The 17638-nt window shown below is 44.4% G+C and carries 15 protein-coding genes; 8 read left to right on the top strand and 7 right to left on the bottom strand.

Annotation, left to right across the window (positions count from 1 at the left end; genetic code table 11):
• Positions 1 to 14: 14 nt before the first annotated feature.
• Together BLT07_RS12695 and BLT07_RS12690 are read right to left on the bottom strand one after the other, a co-directional pair.
• On the bottom strand, positions 15 to 1430 hold the full coding sequence (locus tag BLT07_RS12695; RefSeq protein ID WP_091869244.1) for a SusD/RagB family nutrient-binding outer membrane lipoprotein: 1416 nt from the start codon (positions 1428 to 1430) through the stop codon (positions 15 to 17).
• A 53-nt stretch (positions 1431 to 1483) separates the two neighbouring features.
• A complete protein-coding gene (locus tag BLT07_RS12690) occupies positions 1484 to 4561 on the bottom strand; it encodes a SusC/RagA family TonB-linked outer membrane protein (protein ID WP_091869242.1) in 3078 nt (1025 codons plus the stop codon).
• 262 nt (positions 4562 to 4823) lie between these two features.
• Here BLT07_RS12690 and BLT07_RS12685 point away from each other — a divergent pair, with 262 nt between their 5' ends.
• Complete coding sequence (locus tag BLT07_RS12685; RefSeq protein ID WP_091869240.1) at positions 4824 to 5270, top strand: hypothetical protein; 447 nt, start codon at positions 4824 to 4826, stop codon at positions 5268 to 5270.
• Positions 5271 to 5387: 117 nt separating this feature from the next.
• Here the strand turns inward: BLT07_RS12685 and trxB are convergent, their stop codons facing one another.
• The gene (trxB, locus tag BLT07_RS12680) at positions 5388 to 6356 is read right to left on the bottom strand and encodes a thioredoxin-disulfide reductase (protein ID WP_091869238.1); all 969 of its coding nucleotides are present in this window, start codon (positions 6354 to 6356) and stop codon (positions 5388 to 5390) included.
• Positions 6357 to 6684: 328 nt separating this feature from the next.
• On the opposite strand from trxB, the gene BLT07_RS12675 reads away from it, so the two are divergent.
• Together BLT07_RS12675 and BLT07_RS12670 are read left to right on the top strand one after the other, a co-directional pair.
• Positions 6685 to 7383 (top strand): LytR/AlgR family response regulator transcription factor, encoded by a 699-nt coding sequence (locus tag BLT07_RS12675; protein WP_245726538.1) that lies wholly within the window; start codon positions 6685 to 6687, stop codon positions 7381 to 7383.
• A 181-nt stretch (positions 7384 to 7564) separates the two neighbouring features.
• Positions 7565 to 8290 carry a LytR/AlgR family response regulator transcription factor gene (locus tag BLT07_RS12670; RefSeq protein ID WP_091869236.1) on the top strand — a complete coding sequence of 242 codons (726 nt, stop codon included), beginning with the start codon at positions 7565 to 7567 and terminating at the stop codon, positions 8288 to 8290.
• On the opposite strand, the gene galK is transcribed toward BLT07_RS12670, so the two are convergent.
• The 3 genes from galK to BLT07_RS12650 all read right to left on the bottom strand — a co-directional run bounded on the left by galK (position 8279) and on the right by BLT07_RS12650 (position 12210).
• Positions 8279 to 9406, bottom strand: coding sequence for a galactokinase (gene galK / locus BLT07_RS12665; protein WP_091869234.1), 1128 nt, complete (start codon positions 9404 to 9406; stop codon positions 8279 to 8281). The two genes, BLT07_RS12670 and galK, sit on opposite strands and share 12 nt — an antisense overlap.
• A 29-nt stretch (positions 9407 to 9435) precedes the next feature.
• The gene (locus tag BLT07_RS12660; protein ID WP_091869232.1) at positions 9436 to 10578 is read right to left on the bottom strand and encodes a formylglycine-generating enzyme family protein; all 1143 of its coding nucleotides are present in this window, start codon (positions 10576 to 10578) and stop codon (positions 9436 to 9438) included.
• A 291-nt stretch (positions 10579 to 10869) separates the two neighbouring features.
• Positions 10870 to 12210: a Gfo/Idh/MocA family protein gene (locus tag BLT07_RS12650; protein WP_091869227.1), complete on the bottom strand. Its 1341-nt coding sequence runs from the start codon at positions 12208 to 12210 to the stop codon at positions 10870 to 10872.
• 602 nt (positions 12211 to 12812) lie between these two features.
• Here BLT07_RS12650 and BLT07_RS21030 point away from each other — a divergent pair.
• The 3 genes from BLT07_RS21030 (at position 12813) to BLT07_RS12640 (ending at position 14744) form a co-directional block, all read left to right on the top strand.
• Complete coding sequence (locus tag BLT07_RS21030) at positions 12813 to 12980, top strand: hypothetical protein (protein ID WP_175455328.1); 168 nt, start codon at positions 12813 to 12815, stop codon at positions 12978 to 12980.
• Between the two features lie 123 nt (positions 12981 to 13103).
• Entirely contained in the window at positions 13104 to 14372 is a 1269-nt protein-coding gene (locus tag BLT07_RS12645) for an MFS transporter (RefSeq protein WP_091869225.1), read from the top strand.
• Between the two features lie 186 nt (positions 14373 to 14558).
• A complete protein-coding gene (locus BLT07_RS12640; protein WP_091869223.1) occupies positions 14559 to 14744 on the top strand; it encodes a CsbD family protein in 186 nt (61 codons plus the stop codon).
• Positions 14745 to 14803: 59 nt separating this feature from the next.
• Here the strand turns inward: BLT07_RS12640 and BLT07_RS12635 are convergent, their stop codons facing one another.
• Positions 14804 to 15676 (bottom strand): DUF808 domain-containing protein, encoded by an 873-nt coding sequence (locus tag BLT07_RS12635; protein WP_091869221.1) that lies wholly within the window; start codon positions 15674 to 15676, stop codon positions 14804 to 14806.
• A gap of 319 nt (positions 15677 to 15995) precedes the next feature.
• On the opposite strand from BLT07_RS12635, the gene BLT07_RS12630 reads away from it, so the two are divergent.
• Both BLT07_RS12630 and BLT07_RS12625 read left to right on the top strand, forming a co-directional pair.
• A complete protein-coding gene (locus BLT07_RS12630; RefSeq protein WP_091869220.1) occupies positions 15996 to 16496 on the top strand; it encodes a pyridoxamine 5'-phosphate oxidase family protein in 501 nt (166 codons plus the stop codon).
• Between the two features lie 135 nt (positions 16497 to 16631).
• Positions 16632 to 17633, top strand: coding sequence for a DNA topoisomerase IB (locus BLT07_RS12625; RefSeq protein WP_245726537.1), 1002 nt, complete (start codon positions 16632 to 16634; stop codon positions 17631 to 17633).
• The last annotated feature ends 5 nt before the right edge of the window (positions 17634 to 17638 follow it).

The raw sequence follows: 17638 nt of genomic DNA, 5'->3' as shown, positions 1-17638 counted from the left end.
CACTTTTTGGTCTTTTACTCGGCATCCCAAAAAATACGGTCTAGCAAGGTGACGGAAGGAACGTTCTGCCCGTTTCGACTAGTTTCGCTATCGGGATAGGGCAATCTTCTAATATATTCGCCGTTCAGGCCTGAATTCAAGTTCGCGGGCAAGGTCATGTCCTTATACTGATAATCGTACCGTCGCGCATCGTTCCATGCCTCAGGATGTAAGAACAAAGCTATCCATTTTTCTTTGAAAATGGCATCGATCGTAAACGCAGCTTCGCCCATACCCACTTGCGGATTGGCCAAATAGGCATCTATTTCATCTTGCGGCACTTCCAACATGTTCATGTGGGCTGTGATACCGTCTAAATAGGCCTGATACGATCTGGCCTTATCAACGGCAAAAGCCGCCTCGGCCTCTATAAATTTTTGTTCGCTGTAAGTAGCAATCAAAATTGGTGCAGTCTGGGAAGTATAGTATTGGTCCTCTATCAGGGTTGATCTTGCCCCTTGTTCAGGTGCATTCCCCCTACCGGCACCATTTTCAGTGCCGACGAATTCCCCGTCATCGGTCGTGCCGACCATGAGTTTTAACCTAGGGTCTACCGCATCATACGAAGTTCCGTCCAAGGCTTGGATCAACTGTTCGGAAATCCAACCGCCCAATAGCAAATCGGCGTTGTCCCTTGCCACATTGAACCACGGATTGACCGATTGTTCAAAAAAATTGACCTTCGCATTATTGTCATTGGATTGAAATCCGTTTTCGACCGCGGTGAGCACTTCGGCCGCGCTATAGCCCTGTACGTCCTTTAAATGAATCATGTATCTTGCTTTCAGCATATTGGCAAAGGCAATCCATTTATCGATATCTCCCCCGTAAATAAAATCGTCATCTCCAAGCTCGGCCGTAGTTTCCCCTTGAAGGTTGGCTATGCCCTCATTTAATAAAGTCATTACATTACCATACAATTCCACATCGGGGTCATATTTCGGTGTCACTGTCTCGAAATTAAAACTTTCCGAAAAAGGTATATCCCCAAAAATATCCACACCCGTACCGAGATTAAGCGCCATTAGAACTTGGGCCGCACCCTGATAGTGGCCGGCACCTTCTTCTTCAGCCTTATCAATTAAAACGCTAAGATCGGTCATAACATTATACAGATTAAACCAAGTGTTGCTGTTACTTACCGGCTCCATCGTATCCGATGAGCTGCCGGGATTAGGTGACGCCAAATACTGTACATAGTTGGAGGTAATATCTCCCACACGATATACATTATTGGCGGACTCGTACGTACTATTTATCATCAAGCCTGAAATCGGCGCATCCTCGGGATTGTTTGGGTTCTCGTTGACATCTAAATAAGAATCACAGGAGATGGCCAGAAAAACCAGTCCTAACATCCAAACCGTTCTAATTTTATTTTTGTAAATCATCTGTTCGCATTTTTAAGTGTTCAATCTATAAAAAGGACTAAAAATCAAGTAATCTAAAGTCCGAAATTAAAGGTCAAGAAATAACTTTGCGTACCTGGAAACCCAAGGCCCGTAAAGCCAACGGCATTACCGCCCGCTCCCGCGGAAAAGGATTCGGGGTCGAACCCATCCCATGGGGAATATAAAATAATATTATTTGCAGCAAGCGAGATTCTCAAAGACTTAAAGGGAATCCTATCGAGCATTTTATCGCTGAGGTTATAGGCTAATGATATATTCCTCAGCTTTATAAAGCTGGCATCCTGTACGAAATTCTCGCTCACGCCCCGGTATGCATTTCTCCAGTATCCGGCACCATAGTCCCTGCCATCTGGTCCGACCCCTTGGCCCAGCCAAACCTCTTGGGTGTTGGGGGTACCGTCGGCCAAAACACCTTCAAAAACCCTAAAATCGTTTCTGGCCAAGGAATATTCCGGTTTACCAAAGGCAGAGAGAAAGTTGTCGAATTGGTTATATTGTTCTAGGCCGGTCCTAAAATCCACGAGAACACTGAGTTCAAAATTCTTATAGGTCAGTTCATTTCGTAGGCCCCCGAACCATTTCGGCACGGCATTTCCGAGAATAAGCTGATTCCCGCCTGTAACCGGAAAACCGTCGTCTCCGATGACAATAGGCAGTTCGCTATCCAAAAATATATTGTTTTCATCGGCACCAAAACGCTCGTAACTGGTGCCGTATAGATTTCCGAATGCTTCACCCCTTATCAATTTCATGGTCACACTGCTTCCCGCGTATCCGAACTGGTCACCTACTACGATTTCATCGATACCTTCGCGTATCGCCTTTATCTCATTGTTGTTCATGGAAACGTTGGCTGTAGCCGTCCATTGAAAATCCTCATTTTTGATAATGTCGCCGCCAAGAACGACCTCGATCCCGCTATTCTGAATTTCTCCGGCATTGGTAATGTATTGGGAAAAACCGGTGCCGTCGGAGATGGGCACAGGAATAATTTGGTCGACGGCATTCGATTTGTAATACGTAACATCCAAATCGAGCCGACTCTCAAAAAAGGACAGCTGTGTACCGAATTCAATCGATGTGGTCAACTCCGGTTTGAGTTCGGGATCTCCAAAGGAGCTATTTCGACTAAAGCCTACCTGCCCGTCGAGTGGAAAAACGTCTGGGGCAACGTATGTGATTCCTAAAACATGGGGATTGGTATCCTTACCGACCTGTGCCCAAGATCCCCTCAGCTTTCCGAAGGTAAACCATGAAGGAAGCTCTAAATGTTCGCTAAAAACATAACCCAGGTTGACAGAGGGATAAAAGAAAGAGTTGTTATCTTTCGGTAAAGTAGAAGATATATCGTTACGCCCGGTCACGTTCAGGAACAAATATTCTTTATAGTTTACCATAAGATCGCCATAAAAACCGACCAACCTACGAATGCTTTTGTCCTGACCGAGAAAACCCTGACGAGTAACATTGACATTATAAAAATCCGGAATAACAAAATCTTCACCTCTTAATGATACCCGATCGAATTTTCGTTGAAAAACATCGTTACCCAATCGTAGGGTGGTGTTCAAGTCATCGTTCCATTGTTTTTTCAGTGTAAGATAAAAGTTCGAGGTGATGTCCTTACTATTGATACGGGTCTCTTCAATTGTACCCGTAGAGCTCAACGGGACTTCGCCAACGATACCTTTAGGTCCCGGCGTGATCTTCGTTCTTGAATCACTGTAATAGTCGGTGCCCAATCGATAGGACAGAGTCAGCCAATCGGTAGGACTGTAGTTAAAGTTCAAATTACCGATCATTCGGTTGACATCATCTTCGTACGTACTAAAACGGGCATCATAAATGGGGTTGGTATTGCCGTAGGTTTTCATCGTTCCGTCAGCATTGATATAATCCCTTACATCCGTTGTTTCCGACCAATACATCATCCGTTCCATAAATCGGTCATGTGGTACCCGGTTACCTCCTGAGTTGGAGTAATTGATAGATCCGCTAAAATCAAACTTTTCGCTAACCTTTACCGTACCGGATAATTTAGCGGTCGTTCGCGCCCAATCACTGAAGGGGATGATGCCCTTTTGGTCCAAGCGGCCGAATGATCCATAGAACGTTGCATTTTCACCTCCGCCGGAAACGCTGAGGCTATTATCCGTTTGAAGCCCGGTATTGAAGGCGCGGTTCCAGTTGTCCTGATATTTGTGTCCCGGTACGGTCTGGGCCACCTCCGAAATGGGGGCGCCCCAAGACGGCCAAAAACTTTCCGGGTCATACTCGCCACTGAACCCCTGTCCGTATTCTTTCTGAAGCTTTGGCAAACTGTTCAATTCATCAAAGCCTACCGAGGTATTTAGGTTAATACTGACCCTACCGCTTTTTCCCCTTTTTGTAGTGATGATCACAGCACCGTTTGCAGCCCTTACACCATATAGAGCAGTCGCCGCAGCACCTTTAAGTACGGACATGGATTCAACGTCGGCCGGATTGATATCCGCCGCCCTATTGGTAAGACCACGAGGGGTATCGTTATTGCCCGATTCAATGGTAGAGTTGTCTATCGGCACACCATCGACCACAAATAGGGGTTGGTTATCGGCAGAAGGATCCAATGAGTTTATCCCCCTAATAATTATTCGTGAACTTTGGCCGGGCGCCCCGCCAGAATTCGTGATCTGCACACCGGCCACCTGACCTTGTAATGCACTGACCAAATTGGTCTGCTTGGTCTTGGTAATGGCATCGGCATCAATATTCTGCGCGGCGTAGCCCAAAGATTTTTTCTCTTGGGAAATACCGAAAGCGGTTACAATAACCTCATCCAACTGTTCGGAATCTTCCTGTAGGATAACATTTATCAAATTGCTGGACCCTACAGTTACCTCTTTGGACTGCATACCGATATATGAGAATTGCAATACATCGCCCGAATTTGCTACTATCGAATAATTACCGTCAAAATCAGTCGTTGTTCCATTTGTTGTCCCACCAATAACAATAGTTACCCCCGGTAAGGGTGCATCGCTTGCATCAGTAACATTTCCCGTAATCGTCTGTCCATACGAGTTGTAGGAATACAACAGGACAAACAGTATTAAAGTAAGTGATTTCATAGATCTTAGAGTTAATTAACACTTAAAAGTAAGAAATAAATCTAATATCTTAATATTTATCAAAACGGGGTAGCGTTTGAAATTATATACGCTTAGTGACAAGACCTTAACAATATGTGAGTTAGATTAGAAAAGACCTATTTTGAACGACTTCCTCATATTAACATTTTGATAAATTTTAAATGTAAAAATTATCGTTATTATAAAATAAATCGTACTTTAATAAAGTTAATTGGATTAGAGAACTTTAAAATACTATATCATGAAAAAGCTACTTAAATCGGCTCTTGCCTTAGCCCTATTGATCTCTGCGACCGCTTTTATTTCATCGAAACCCCAAGCCAAAAGCTCTTTGGAAGGTACTTGGGAACTGATCAACCGCTACAATTGGGAAGATGGCTATGTTGTGGATACGTTGCCGAATACCAATGGGTATAGACAAGTTAAAATCTATAGCAAAGGTAAGGTGATGTGGACCCGCTATTCCCCAGACGACCCATCGGAATGGTTCGGGTACGGATCGTATACCAATACGGATAACGAACTTGAAGAACGCCTTGAATACGGATCGAAAACTATGATGGATATTCAAGATACTGTTAAAGTATTCAAATTCGAACTGCAACTTGACGCAGACAATTATAGTCAATTTACGGTCGACGAAAATGGGGTACGTAGCTTTTCTGAAAATTACAGACGGATTGATTAGAAAGTCGTCCCAACAAAAAAGTCCTGATGTTTATAACATCAGGACTTTTTTTGGTTTTATACCTTCGAAGTCTGTCTTCTGGGTGGGTCTTTGAACCTTGCACAGGCTACAGTTTTGTCACACCACTTCTTCAGGCGCCGCTTCGATAGTTGCGAGATACCGCTCTGCATCTAGTGCGGCCATACAACCTGTTCCCGCGGCAGTAACGGCTTGACGATAAATTTTGTCCTGCGCGTCGCCGCTTGCGAAAACGCCGGGTCTGTTCGTCTTGGTGGATTTTGCGTCGGTAATAATATAACCGGTTTCGTCCATGTCAAGCTGTCCCTTGAAAATATCGGTATTCGGTTTATGACCGATGGCAATAAAAAGTCCTGTGATAGCGATTTCCTCTTTTTCGCCGGTCTGATTGTTGACAATCCGTAGGCCTTCGACCACCTGATCGCCCAAAACTTCGTCAACTTCTGAATTATAACGGATTTCAAGATTTTTAAGACTATCCACCCGGTGCTGCATGGCCTTTGAGGCCCGCATATAATCCTTGCGTACCAACATGGTGACCTTGTTACAGATATTCGCCAAATAGGAGGCTTCCTCGGCAGCGGTATCTCCGGCGCCAACAATCGCGACATCCTGTCCCTTATAAAAAAATCCGTCGCAGACGGCACAAGCGGAAACGCCACCACCCCGCAAGCGCTGTTCACTGGGTATGTTCAGGTATTTTGCGGTGGCCCCTGTAGAAATGATGATCGTTTCGGCCTCGACTACCCTATCCTCGTCTATCGTGACCTTATGTATGCCACCCACCTCATCACTCAATTCGACCGCGGTTGCCCTACCAATACGAACATCGGTACCAAAACGCTCGGCCTGTTGTTGTAATTCTACCATCATGCTGGGCCCGTCGATACCGTTGGGATAGCCTGGAAAATTATCGACTTCGGTTGTTGTGGTCAATTGCCCGCCCGGTTCCAATCCTGTGTATACGACAGGCTTTAAATCCGCACGCGCCGCGTATATCGCGGCGGTATATCCGGCGGGGCCGGATCCTATGATCATCGTTTTCAATCGTTCGGTCTTGTCTGACATAATCTAATACTTCTATGAATTCTTCTTGAGTTCTATGTAATGCTAAGGACAAAAATAGCCTTTTTAAAAAAAATGTATCCCTAAATTTATCAAAAGTTATCTATACTACCTATGCCCTATCTCTATGCGAAAAAATTCGGGAACCAATTAGTCGTTTTTCAATATGCAAGCTTACAAGCCGCGAAATACATCCTACAAAGTATACTAAATCAACGCTGTAAATCAAAATTATTCAAAAACCAAACCATCGATTCCTTACTTCGTAAGTACTATTGAAATCGTCATCCTAAAACAAACAGAAGGCGTCACAGCCAAAACGCATGCTTTAATGGAAACCGAAACAATGAAAAGCGTCATAATCGATGATTCCTCAACGCACCGTGCCCTGCTGAAACAACTCATCGAAAACCATCGCGACTTGGTGCTCGAGGGCAGCTACCGCAACGGTATCGAGGCGAAGAATAACGGATGCGAAAAAAACGCCGACCTAATTTTTTTGGATGTGGAGATGCCTTTTTTAGATGGGTTCGACCTGTTGGAATCGTTTGAAAAACCACCACAGATCATTATGGTCAGCGGGACGGCCCACCACGCCCTCAGGGCTTTCGATTACGATGTTACCGATTTCCTGTTGAAGCCTGTATCGCCCACGCGGTTCGATATGGCCATCAAAAAGGCGCAACGAAGTACCGGCACTGTAAACCGACAAAATGAGGAAGAACATATTTTTGTGCGGAGCAATTTCAGAAAAGTTAGGGTGGACTATAACGATATCAAATGGATCGAAGCTTTGGGCGACTATGTGAAATTGATTACCGAAAAGAAGAATATTCTTGTCTTGACCTCTATGAAGGCTTTTGAACAAAAATTGCCGGATAATCGGTTCCTCAGAATACATAAATCGTACATCATAAACCTCGACCGCATAGAGAATTTCAACAATACCGCAGTTCAGGTGTGCGGAAAACAATTGCCCCTGAGTCGAAAAAGAAAGTCAAGATTGTTAGATGCGCTTGGAGTGGAGTGAAGTAAAGCCTCTATTGGATTCAGGTTCAGATTCAACTTCAATATCATTTCAAAATAGACGTCATTATTCATAAATGGCATGGTTTTATCCCTACAAATAGCGTTCGGTTTTTTCCCTATCGAATAATATCCTTTATATTTGATGCACGGCAGCTTGGCCTAAACCAGAACCACAACTCATCATGGAGCCCCGAATACTCAAAACAATCGTCATCGACGATTCAAAATTGCAGCGTACCGCTATCGCCGAACTCGTACGAAAACATCAAAAACTGGAATTTACGGCGGACTACAAGAACGGTATCGAAGCACGTATCGCCATGAAAGAGCACCCGGTAGATTTGGTCTTTCTTGACATCGAAATGCCGATCATCAGCGGTTTCGACTTTATTGAATCCTTAGAAGAGCGGCCACAGATTATCTTGGTAACCGGAAAGGCCGATTATGCCATGCAAGCTTTCGATTACGATGTGACGGATTATCTGCTCAAGCCCATTACGGCCGAGCGCTTCGGTACTTCTGTCAAAAAGGCCTTGGCCAACTGTACCGATCCTGAATCGGAAATAACGGATGACCAATACATTATCGTGAATAGCAAGCTTAAAAAAGTAAAAGTGTCGGTAAACAGCATTCGATGGATAGAAGGTTTGGGCGACTACATAAAAATCGTTACCGAAAAAGAAAACATTTTAGTGCTTATGACCATGAAGGCCCTGATGGAGGACTTACCGAAAAGAAAATTTATGCGCATCCACAAGTCCTACATTGTTAATCTGGAAAAAGTACAGAATTTCAGTGGGGCCGAGGTAGAAGTTTCCGGGCATCGCCTACCCTTGAGCAGGCATAAAAAAACAGTACTGGAAGAAGCCTTGCTTAACACACCCGACGAATCAAGGTTAAAAAAATGAAGTTCCCCCACTAGGTTTCACCTCAAAAGCTTCAAGGGAAATATCGAATTCCTTCTTATACGCTTTGGTAGCAGCGGTTATAAATGTATCGACCTCATCTTCGTGTACGATATTCAGCGTACAACCGCCAAATCCGCCGCCGGTCTGCCGCGCCCCCAGTACATCAGGGTTATCTTTTGAGAATTCGACCAAAAAGTCCGATTCTGCGCAGCTTACCTCGTAGAGTTTGCTGATCCCGTGATGGGCCGCGTATAAAAGTTGCCCCGCCGATATCAGGTCTTTTTCGCGTAGCGCCTTGGCCATTTCAAGTACCCTTTTGTTTTCCGCTACGATAAAGGAGCACCGATTAAATACCGTAGAGTCCATTTCCGGTTTGCTCGCATCTAACATTTCTTCCGTCACATCACGCAGCGATTTTATCTTCGGATGTTTTCTTTGGATAATTTTCACCCCCTCCTCACATTCCCGCCTTCGGGTATTGTACTCGCTAGACGCCAGATTATGGGAAACTTTGGTATTCAATAGGATGATTCGATACGGATGCAGATCAATGGGGATGTAATCGTATTCCAAAGATTCGCAATCCAACAGGATGACGTGTCCCGATTTGCTCATTACCGAAGCAAATTGATCCATTATACCACACTGCGTGCCCACATAGGTATGTTCGGCAGTTTGGGACAATTGCACCATTTCCAAATTTGACAGCCCCAGATCGAAGAGTTCGTTCAGGCCAAAGGCTAGTCCGCATTCCAAGGCGGCCGAGGAACTTAGGCCCGACCCCGTGGGCAAGTCACTTTGCAATACGCAGTCGAATCCTCTCACTTTATCGGTACGTAGCGAAATTTCGTTCAAAACGCCTAAAATATAGTTTTCCCACTCCACTTCACTTCTGGCGATGGTGTTCAGATCGAGTTGAAACCCTGTATCATAGGTTTCGCTGTATACGTTACATGCGGAATCGGAACCGTTCTTTTGAAATTTAAAAATAATTTTCTTTTCAATGGCCGTAGGCAGTACATACCCCATATTATAATCGGTATGTTCGCCGATAAGGTTGATTCTTCCTGGGGATGTAATGGTCAACTCGGGGGTGAAGGTCGTTAGGAATTCCATAGATTGTTTTAGGTTTAAACTACCAACGGTTAGCGTTTACTATTTTCCACCATGTCAGCGCTCGCCACGGTACGAAAGCCCAAGTGCTCTAAAGAAGAATCCAGACTTGTTGCCATTCGCGCCGAAATTCGGTAACTGGCACAATAGGAGGCATTGCATAAAAAAGATCCTCCTTTCATCACCTTTTCCTTGGCATAGGGGTCTCTTGCGTTAAAGGGAGATTCGGCTCCTTTGGGATTTTTAAGGATGGTGTTCCGGGCAGCTACCTCAGTATAATAATCCGTGTTGTACCAATCGTTGGTCCACTCCCACACGTTGCCGGCCATATCGTAGAGTCCGAAATCGTTGGGCGGGTACGATTTTACGGGGGCGCGTTTATCGAACCCGTCCGCTTCCGTATTGGTCACGGGAAATTCGCCTTCCCACGTATTCGCTTTTTTTGATAGTCCGGAGGCATCATCGCCCCAGAAGTAAACGGATTCGGACTGGTTGCCCTGAGCTGCCCGCTCCCACTCCGCTTCTGTGGGCAAACGACGACCGGCCCATTCGCAATAGGCTAGGGCATCTTCATAGGCGATGTGAACGACAGGCTCGTTCTCCTTTCCGATCAAGGAACTTTCAGGGCCGTCGGGATGTTTCCAATTCGCTCCGATCTGCCACTGCCACCATTGGGAAAAATCATAGAGATTAGGTACCGAAGTTTTGGCTTTTTTAAAGGTAAGCGACCCGGGCTGCATGATGCTGTCGTGGGGTTTCGGAGTACCTTCGGGCAGCTGCTTTTTCATTTCCTCCCAATCGATTTCACGTTCCGCGACCGTTTTGTATCCGGTTTCATCGACGAACTTTTTGAACTCGGCGTTGGTGACTTCGGTGATGTCCATAAAAAAGCCATCAATCGCTACCTTATGCGCCGGCTTTTCGTGTTCCATGGCCATTTTATCCTGGGGTACGGCGCCTTGTTCGATGATGGCTCCGGGAATCCATACCATACCGTCCGGGGTGTCGATACCTTGAGGCTTTTCTTTTATGACGGTCGTATCCTGAGGAGATACTTCCTTTTTTATCTTCTGGGAAGTTTCTTCGGATGTTGGGGCTGTCTTTTTTTCCTCCTTACATCCTATTAAAAAAACGAAAGCGGAGAGAAACGTAAAAACTTGGATACTATGGTACATGTATTTTTTTGAAAATTTGAGAAACAAATATAATCAAATAATCAGCGAAACCTTGGCCTTTGCCAATGGGAGCATCCGCAAGAGAATGCGTTTGAAGTTGCAACCCGAAATTTTGGCTTCGGGCAGTGTTCACTTGTACATATTGGGAACAAAGGGAAACTGGGACAGCGTACCATTTATTCGGTATTGCCCATAAAAAATCCCTGCCAAAAGCAGGGATACTTTAATTTTCTATACAAAGGTCTAGAACGGAGCATGACGCAAATATTCCAAAACCATATGTTCCAAAACTTAGATTACCTCGGTCTCTCCAGGTGTGGGAATTTTGTAAAGGCCATTTTCTAAGGGTTGTACCGGAGCGGGTGAATCCCAGGTCAGGTCGTCGGGCGCCAGATCGTGATCTGATTGCATGGCCTCGTCCCATTTAATGACCTTCCCGGAATAAGTGGCCATTCTGCCGATGATTGCGGTCATCGTGCTTTTTGCCCCGTATTCCGCATTGGCGAGAACACCGCCGCTTCGAATGGATTCAAAAAGTTTGACATGCTCCACGGCGTACGGGTTGGGATCATCCTTGCCCCGGTGTTCGAAGAGGGTCTTGCCGCTCCAATCCTTTAAGGTAGCGTTGTCGCCTTCGGTGGAAATGGTTCCCTTGGTTCCCTGAAAAAATTCTGCTACGCGGCTCATCGTTTCCGGCTGATGACGGCATTGGCTGGCGATAACCGCGCCGTTAGGATAGGTAAACTCTACAAAATGGTGGTCGAAAATCTCTCCGTGATTCGATCCCTTTCGGACTTCACGGCCACCCATGCCCTGAGCGGATACAGGATAGTCACCTATAAACCAGTTAGCAACGTCAATATTGTGAATATGCTGCTCTAGGATGTGGTCACCGCACAGCCAGTTAAAATAATACCAGTTGCGCATCTGGAATTCGAGTTCGCTTTGGTCGGGCTCTCGTTCACGCGTCCATACTCCGCCGCTATTCCAATATACCTGTCCCGATACAATACTACCTATGCTGTCTTTTTTTAGTTCCTCGATCGCCGCCAGATAACTATCTTGATAATGCCGTTGCAGGCCTACGACTACGTTCAATTTGTTTTCCTTCGCTTTTTTTGCGGCGGCAAGTACTTTCCTCACACCGGGCGCATCGACCGCGACGGGTTTTTCCATAAAGATATGTTTGCCGCTGTTGACGGCATATTCAAAATGCTGGGGACGGAAACCGGGAGGGGTTGCCAAAATGACCACATCGGCCAAATCCATGGCCTTTTTCGCCGCATCAAAGCCTACGAACTGGTTTTCAGGGGTAACGTTCACTTTTTTTGTTTCACCCATCTCCTTGGAGATATTCATCAAACTACCTTTTAACCGATCCTCAAAGGCATCGGCCATCGCGACCAATTCTACATTGTCGTCAGCGGACAGCGCCTGTACCGCCGCGCCCGTACCACGGCCACCGCAACCCACCAAGGCGATTTTCAGCTTTTTGTCGTTGGCCGAGTTGAACATGCCCTGCATGTGTAGATTAGGCAACAGCATCGCACCTCCGGTAAAAAGGGCTGTATTCTTTACGAAATCCCTACGTGGATTTTTACTATTATCAGGTTTGGTCTCGTCTCTTTTCATTTTATGTGTTTCTTTAAATTATATTTAAAATTAGCCAAATGTCCAATCTTATTTAAACAGCCCTCAAGGTATAAAGAATCTCGCAGTTAATACCAATCATCATCTATGAATTTCACATTCCTGATACAATATAATTGTCGAAAAACGAAATAAACGCTACATTTATCCCCCAAGGAAGCAAGGGGTACTTTATAGAAACTGTTTTAGAGCGCTTGGACTGGGTAGTGCTCGGCGCCCGAGTAAAAACTAGTGCACCTTGGCCGGGTCGCCATTGGCCTAGTCGTTCTTTTAGGGATTATCTGGATTCCCATTATGGATAAAATCGGTGGGGGCGTGCTCCATCAGTACCTGCAAAGCGCACAGTCATACATCGCGCCACCCATTACCGCCGTGTTCGTTTCGGGAATTCTTTAGAAGCGCGTCAACTCTACCGTCGCCATCGTAACGCTGTTCTCCGGACTGATAGTAGCCGCATTGCGGATTACCGCCGAAATACAGATAAACGAGCTTTCAGGTATTGCCTATGCATTTGCGACCATCAACTTTGCACACACGACCATTTTAATGTTTATTTTTCTGTAATCGTTTGCTTTGGCACCAGTTTGGCGACCGCAGCGCCCGATTATGCCACAATCAAAGGTTTGGCTTTCGGAGCGTTGACTTCGGAGCAAAAAGAAGCGGCTATCGGAAGTTATACTTGGGTCGATATTTTGTTATCGGATATGCTGGTCCTTGTTGTGGTTGCAGTATTGACCTATTTTACAGGATAATGGCCCCACATTTGGCTACTAACCTTCCCTTAAACACTTTTTTGTTTGGGTTTTCTTAAAAATCAAGTTGGAAAAAGTATATATTTATAAAAATTTATCCCTCTAAACCCTAAACCAATATTCATGGAATCATCTACAAACGTAGCAACAATTAATGCGAACAGACTCTTTTTTGCAAGCTGTCTCGCACTTATCACCACCGCTTTCTCTTTTAGCATAAGGGCTGGAATCCTCCCACAATTGGGCAATGAACTGAGTCTTTCAGCTGAACAATTGGGCTTTATCAACTCTATGTGGTTTTTGGGATTTCCGATAGCCATGGTAATTGGCGGACTTATCTATCATAAAGTTGGAGGAAAAGCAATCATGCAATTCGCATTTTTTGCCCATGCCGTCGGAATTATTTTGACCATATATGCGGGAAGCTATACTGGTCTGTTAATTTCCACACTTCTAATCGGTTTGGGCAACGGCTGTACCGAGGCTGCCTGTAATCCTATGATAGCCGATGCCTACAAGGGAAATCGAATGAGCACTCAGCTAAACCGTTTTCACATGTGGTTTCCTGGCGGTATCGTTATAGGTAGCCTGATTTCAAAATTTATGACCGATAGTGGGTTCAGTTGGGAAACCCAAGTCTGGATCATTATGCTCCCTACCCTGATATACGCTTATCTTTTCTTTGGACAAACGTGGCCAAAAGCGAAAATCGATGAAGCTTCCAATCTAACAAGTAACTTTAAGGCTATGTTATCGCCCTTGTTCATTTTTATGGCCTGTTGTATGGCACTTACCGCCATTAGCGAGTTCGGACCGCAACAATGGGTCGGACTTATTTTAGCAAAAAGCGGGGCCGAACCCATGCTGGTTTTGGCCTTGGTTACCGGCTTGATGGCGGTCGCTAGATACTTCGGCGGAAGTGTGGTAGCCAAATTCGACCAGACCGGTGTGCTTTTGGGCGGTGCCGTGCTGGCAACGATCGGCGTCTACCTTTTTAGTACGCAAACCGGTGCAATGGCCTATGTAGCCGCTATATTTTTCGCATTAGGGGTTGCTTATTTTTGGCCCAATATGCTTGGTTTTATTGCTGATAAAGTTCCGAAAAGTGGGGCTTTGGGCCTCTCCATTATGGGAGGTATAGGTATGTTCTCAACCTCTATATTTCAACCTATAATAGGTGGCTGGATCGATACGGATAAAACAGCTGCGGCCGCCAAAGGACTTACGGGTGATGAACTTGAATTGGTCGCAGGCCAGGACACACTTGGTACAATGGTAACGTTTCCCGCCATCCTCATCGTACTATTTATTATTCTTCTATTTTGGGTCCGGAATAGAAAAGCCAATAATAAAGCCCAAGCCCAAACAGTAGTGGAAGGTACAGCGATGTAAATTTTTAAAGAAATTCTTAAAATATCAAAAAAGCGGTTCTCTAAAAAAGAATCGCTTTTTTTATTCCCATTGTCGGATGAGAGCATTTTTCGCATTAAAACATATTCGTTTAGCGCTCATCGTATCTAGAGTTATAACTTAATTTTACTTTAACTAAAATGAAAATATTAATTTAAAACGAATATTATGAACAGTGATCAAGTTGAAGGAAAATGGAAACAGGTCAAGGGTCAATTCAAGCAAAAATATGGTAAGCTGACTGACGATGACGTTACTTATGGTGAAGGAAAATTCGATGAAATGCTCGGTAAGCTCCAAGAAAAAACTGGAAAGACCAAAGAGGAGTTGAAAGATGAAATAGATAAGATGTAATTTAAATCTATTAATTCACAAAAGCCGGCAATTTAAATTGCCGGCTTTTGTATTTGCTATCACCCCTTTATTTTCTTCCAAGCTTTTTTAAATCCCATTACCAAGGGTAAACAAGCAAACCCGACTACCAAACCGGTTAAAAATTCAGCCAAAATGGATGGCAAGGCATGAAGCCAATCATGGATAAAGTGTACATTATGTACGAAGATTCCGCCAGCTACTAAAATCAGCGCAACAGTACCGATTACGGATAGGCTTTTAACCACTTTTGGAAGGGCGCTAACTAAAAAGCGGCCGATTTTATCCGAAAAACTATCGTCCCTTTTGTTGAGGGAAATAAGCTTGGTCCCGAAATCGTCCATACGTACGATAAGTGCGACGATACCATATACACCAACGGTTGCCAACAGGGCAATGATGGAGACAACTATTACTTGTGTCCAAATATCTTCTTTAACTACGCTGCCTAAAGCAATGATAACAATTTCGACCGATAGAATAAAATCAGTCACGATGGCCGATTTTATCTTCTCCTTTTCTACAGCCAAGATTTCCGCCTCGGTCATCTCCGTGGCGACTGCTTCGATGGCATGTTCATGCGGTACAAAAAACTCATAGATTTTTTCTGCCCCCTCGTATGCAAGATAGAGCCCACCAAGTATTAAGATTATGGTAACCGCTGCCGGCAGAAAAGCACTGAGCAGAAAAGCGACCGGTAAAATAATCAACTTGTTCAGCAATGAGCCCTTGGTAATCGCCCAAAGCACGGGGATTTCACGGGAGGCCATAAATCCGGATGCCTTTTCGGCGTTTACGGCCAAATCATCGCCCAATATACCGGCGGTCTTTTTGCCCGCAACCTTGGTCATGACGGCCACATCGTCCATCATACTTGCGATATCGTCGAGTAATGCGAAAAATCCTGATGCCATTGGTAGTACGTATTATTAATTTATCTGTTTAAGATTCAAACGCTACTTTGTAGCATTTAATCTTTGTAACTGTTCAGTGTTTAAAGTATAAAACCTTCAAAATAGTTCTATGCCTAACCGGTCGAGGCAATGTTGACCTACTATCGGAATTTTTAAACCTTACACGGTTCCCTATAGTTGCGAAAGATAGGAATTTCATTGTTTTTTTGAAATCCTAAAAACGATTTTGAACAAGCCCTTTTCGAAACAGCTAAAACATCCTCTTTTTGGGATAACAAACTGGACCTGTCTATATTATTTTTAAAAAAATTTAAAACTCATGAGCAAGAACAATTTATTCAACGAGGAAGCAAAAGCAAAAATTAAGGAACTGGCAGAAAATATCGACTTTGCGATGATGGAAACCCATTTGGGATCAAAGCCGACACATGTCATTCCTATGAGTACCAAAGATGTAGATGAAGATGGATGCATTTGGTTCTTAAGCAATAAAAATAGTGAGCATAACGCTTATTTAAGTACCGAAAATAGCATTCAACTGATTTATTCCAAACCTAGCGATATGGAATTCATGACCGTTTTCGGTCATGCTTTTATATCTACCGAACGACCCGTACTTGAAAAATATTACGGAAAGTCGGACGATGCATGGTTCGACGGCATTGACGACCCGAATCTGACGGCAATAAAAGTGATACCAAAGGATGCCCATTACTGGGATACTAAAAACGGCAAACTGGTGAGCCTTCTGAAAATGGGTATGGGTGCTATAACCGGGGAAAAGCAAGATTTGGGTGAGCAGGGCGATTTAAAAATTTAGCATTCTAGAATTGTTTTCGATCGAAAAGGTCAAATCGGGGGGCGTTCCCCTGCAACGAAAAATCTAAATACTCATTCCCTAGAAATTAGATATCCAAATTTTGACCCTATCTCCATGTTAATATTTTGAGCTTCCATGAAAAAAATTAGGGAAATCGACGATTCGGCCATGTGCATCTCAAGAAAGAAACGCGGCAAGGGTTATAGTTTTTATGATGAAAATGGAAAACTAATCAAGGACCAAAAAGTCCTGAAACGCCTCCGTGGCATGGTGATACCACCAATGTGGCAGGGTGTTATGATATGCCGTTTTGACGACGGCCATATACAGGCTATCGGGCGCGATGCCAAAAATAGAAAGCAGTACATATACCATTCAGTATATGAAAAGCAGCAGCAGGAGGCGAAATTTAAGAAGATGCTCGACTTTTCGAAGCTGCTTCCTAAAATTCGTGAAAAAGCGCATAAAGATCTTGACGTCAAAGGCTGGGATAAACATAAATTAGTAGCATTGATTATCTTGATTTTGGACGAGTACGGCATCCGCATAGGAAATAAGGAATACAAAAAACAGAACGAATCATACGGACTCACCACCTTGCGAAGAAAACACCTAAACATAGAAGATGACGAATTGTTGTTATCCTTTATGGGAAAAAGCCATCAAGAACAGGAGGTGCATATCGATGATGAAACCTTAGTGCCTTTCATCAAGGAAGTCGCCAACTTACCTGGCTATGAGATTTTTAGGTACCGCGATGAGCAAAAGAACTTTCACGATGTAGACAGTGATGACGTCAACGAATATATTGCGGAATATATGGGTCCGGATTTTTCGAGCAAGGATTTTCGCACATGGTCCGCCAACCGATTGGCGGTGGAATGTTATCCGTTGGCCTTGGAGGAACTTGAGGATGGCAGCAGAAAGAAGTTCAGCAACATTGTTATAAAAATGGTCGCCGCTGAATTAGGAAATACCCCGACCGTTTGTCGGGATTATTACGTGCACCCAGCGCTATTCAGATCCATCGACGAAAAAACCCTGCCCGACCCAAATCCATTTAAAGAAGTTAAAACCGCGTTCGGACTTTCGGCAAGTGAGAAACTGGCCCGAAAGGTCATTGAGGAGAGTTACTGAATGGA

Origin of the sequence: Pricia antarctica (genome assembly GCF_900101815.1) — a bacterium.
GTDB lineage: Bacteria > Bacteroidota > Bacteroidia > Flavobacteriales > Flavobacteriaceae > Pricia > Pricia antarctica.
Note: the sequence above shows the minus strand (reverse complement) of the source record. Positions and strands in the feature narration are given on the sequence as shown.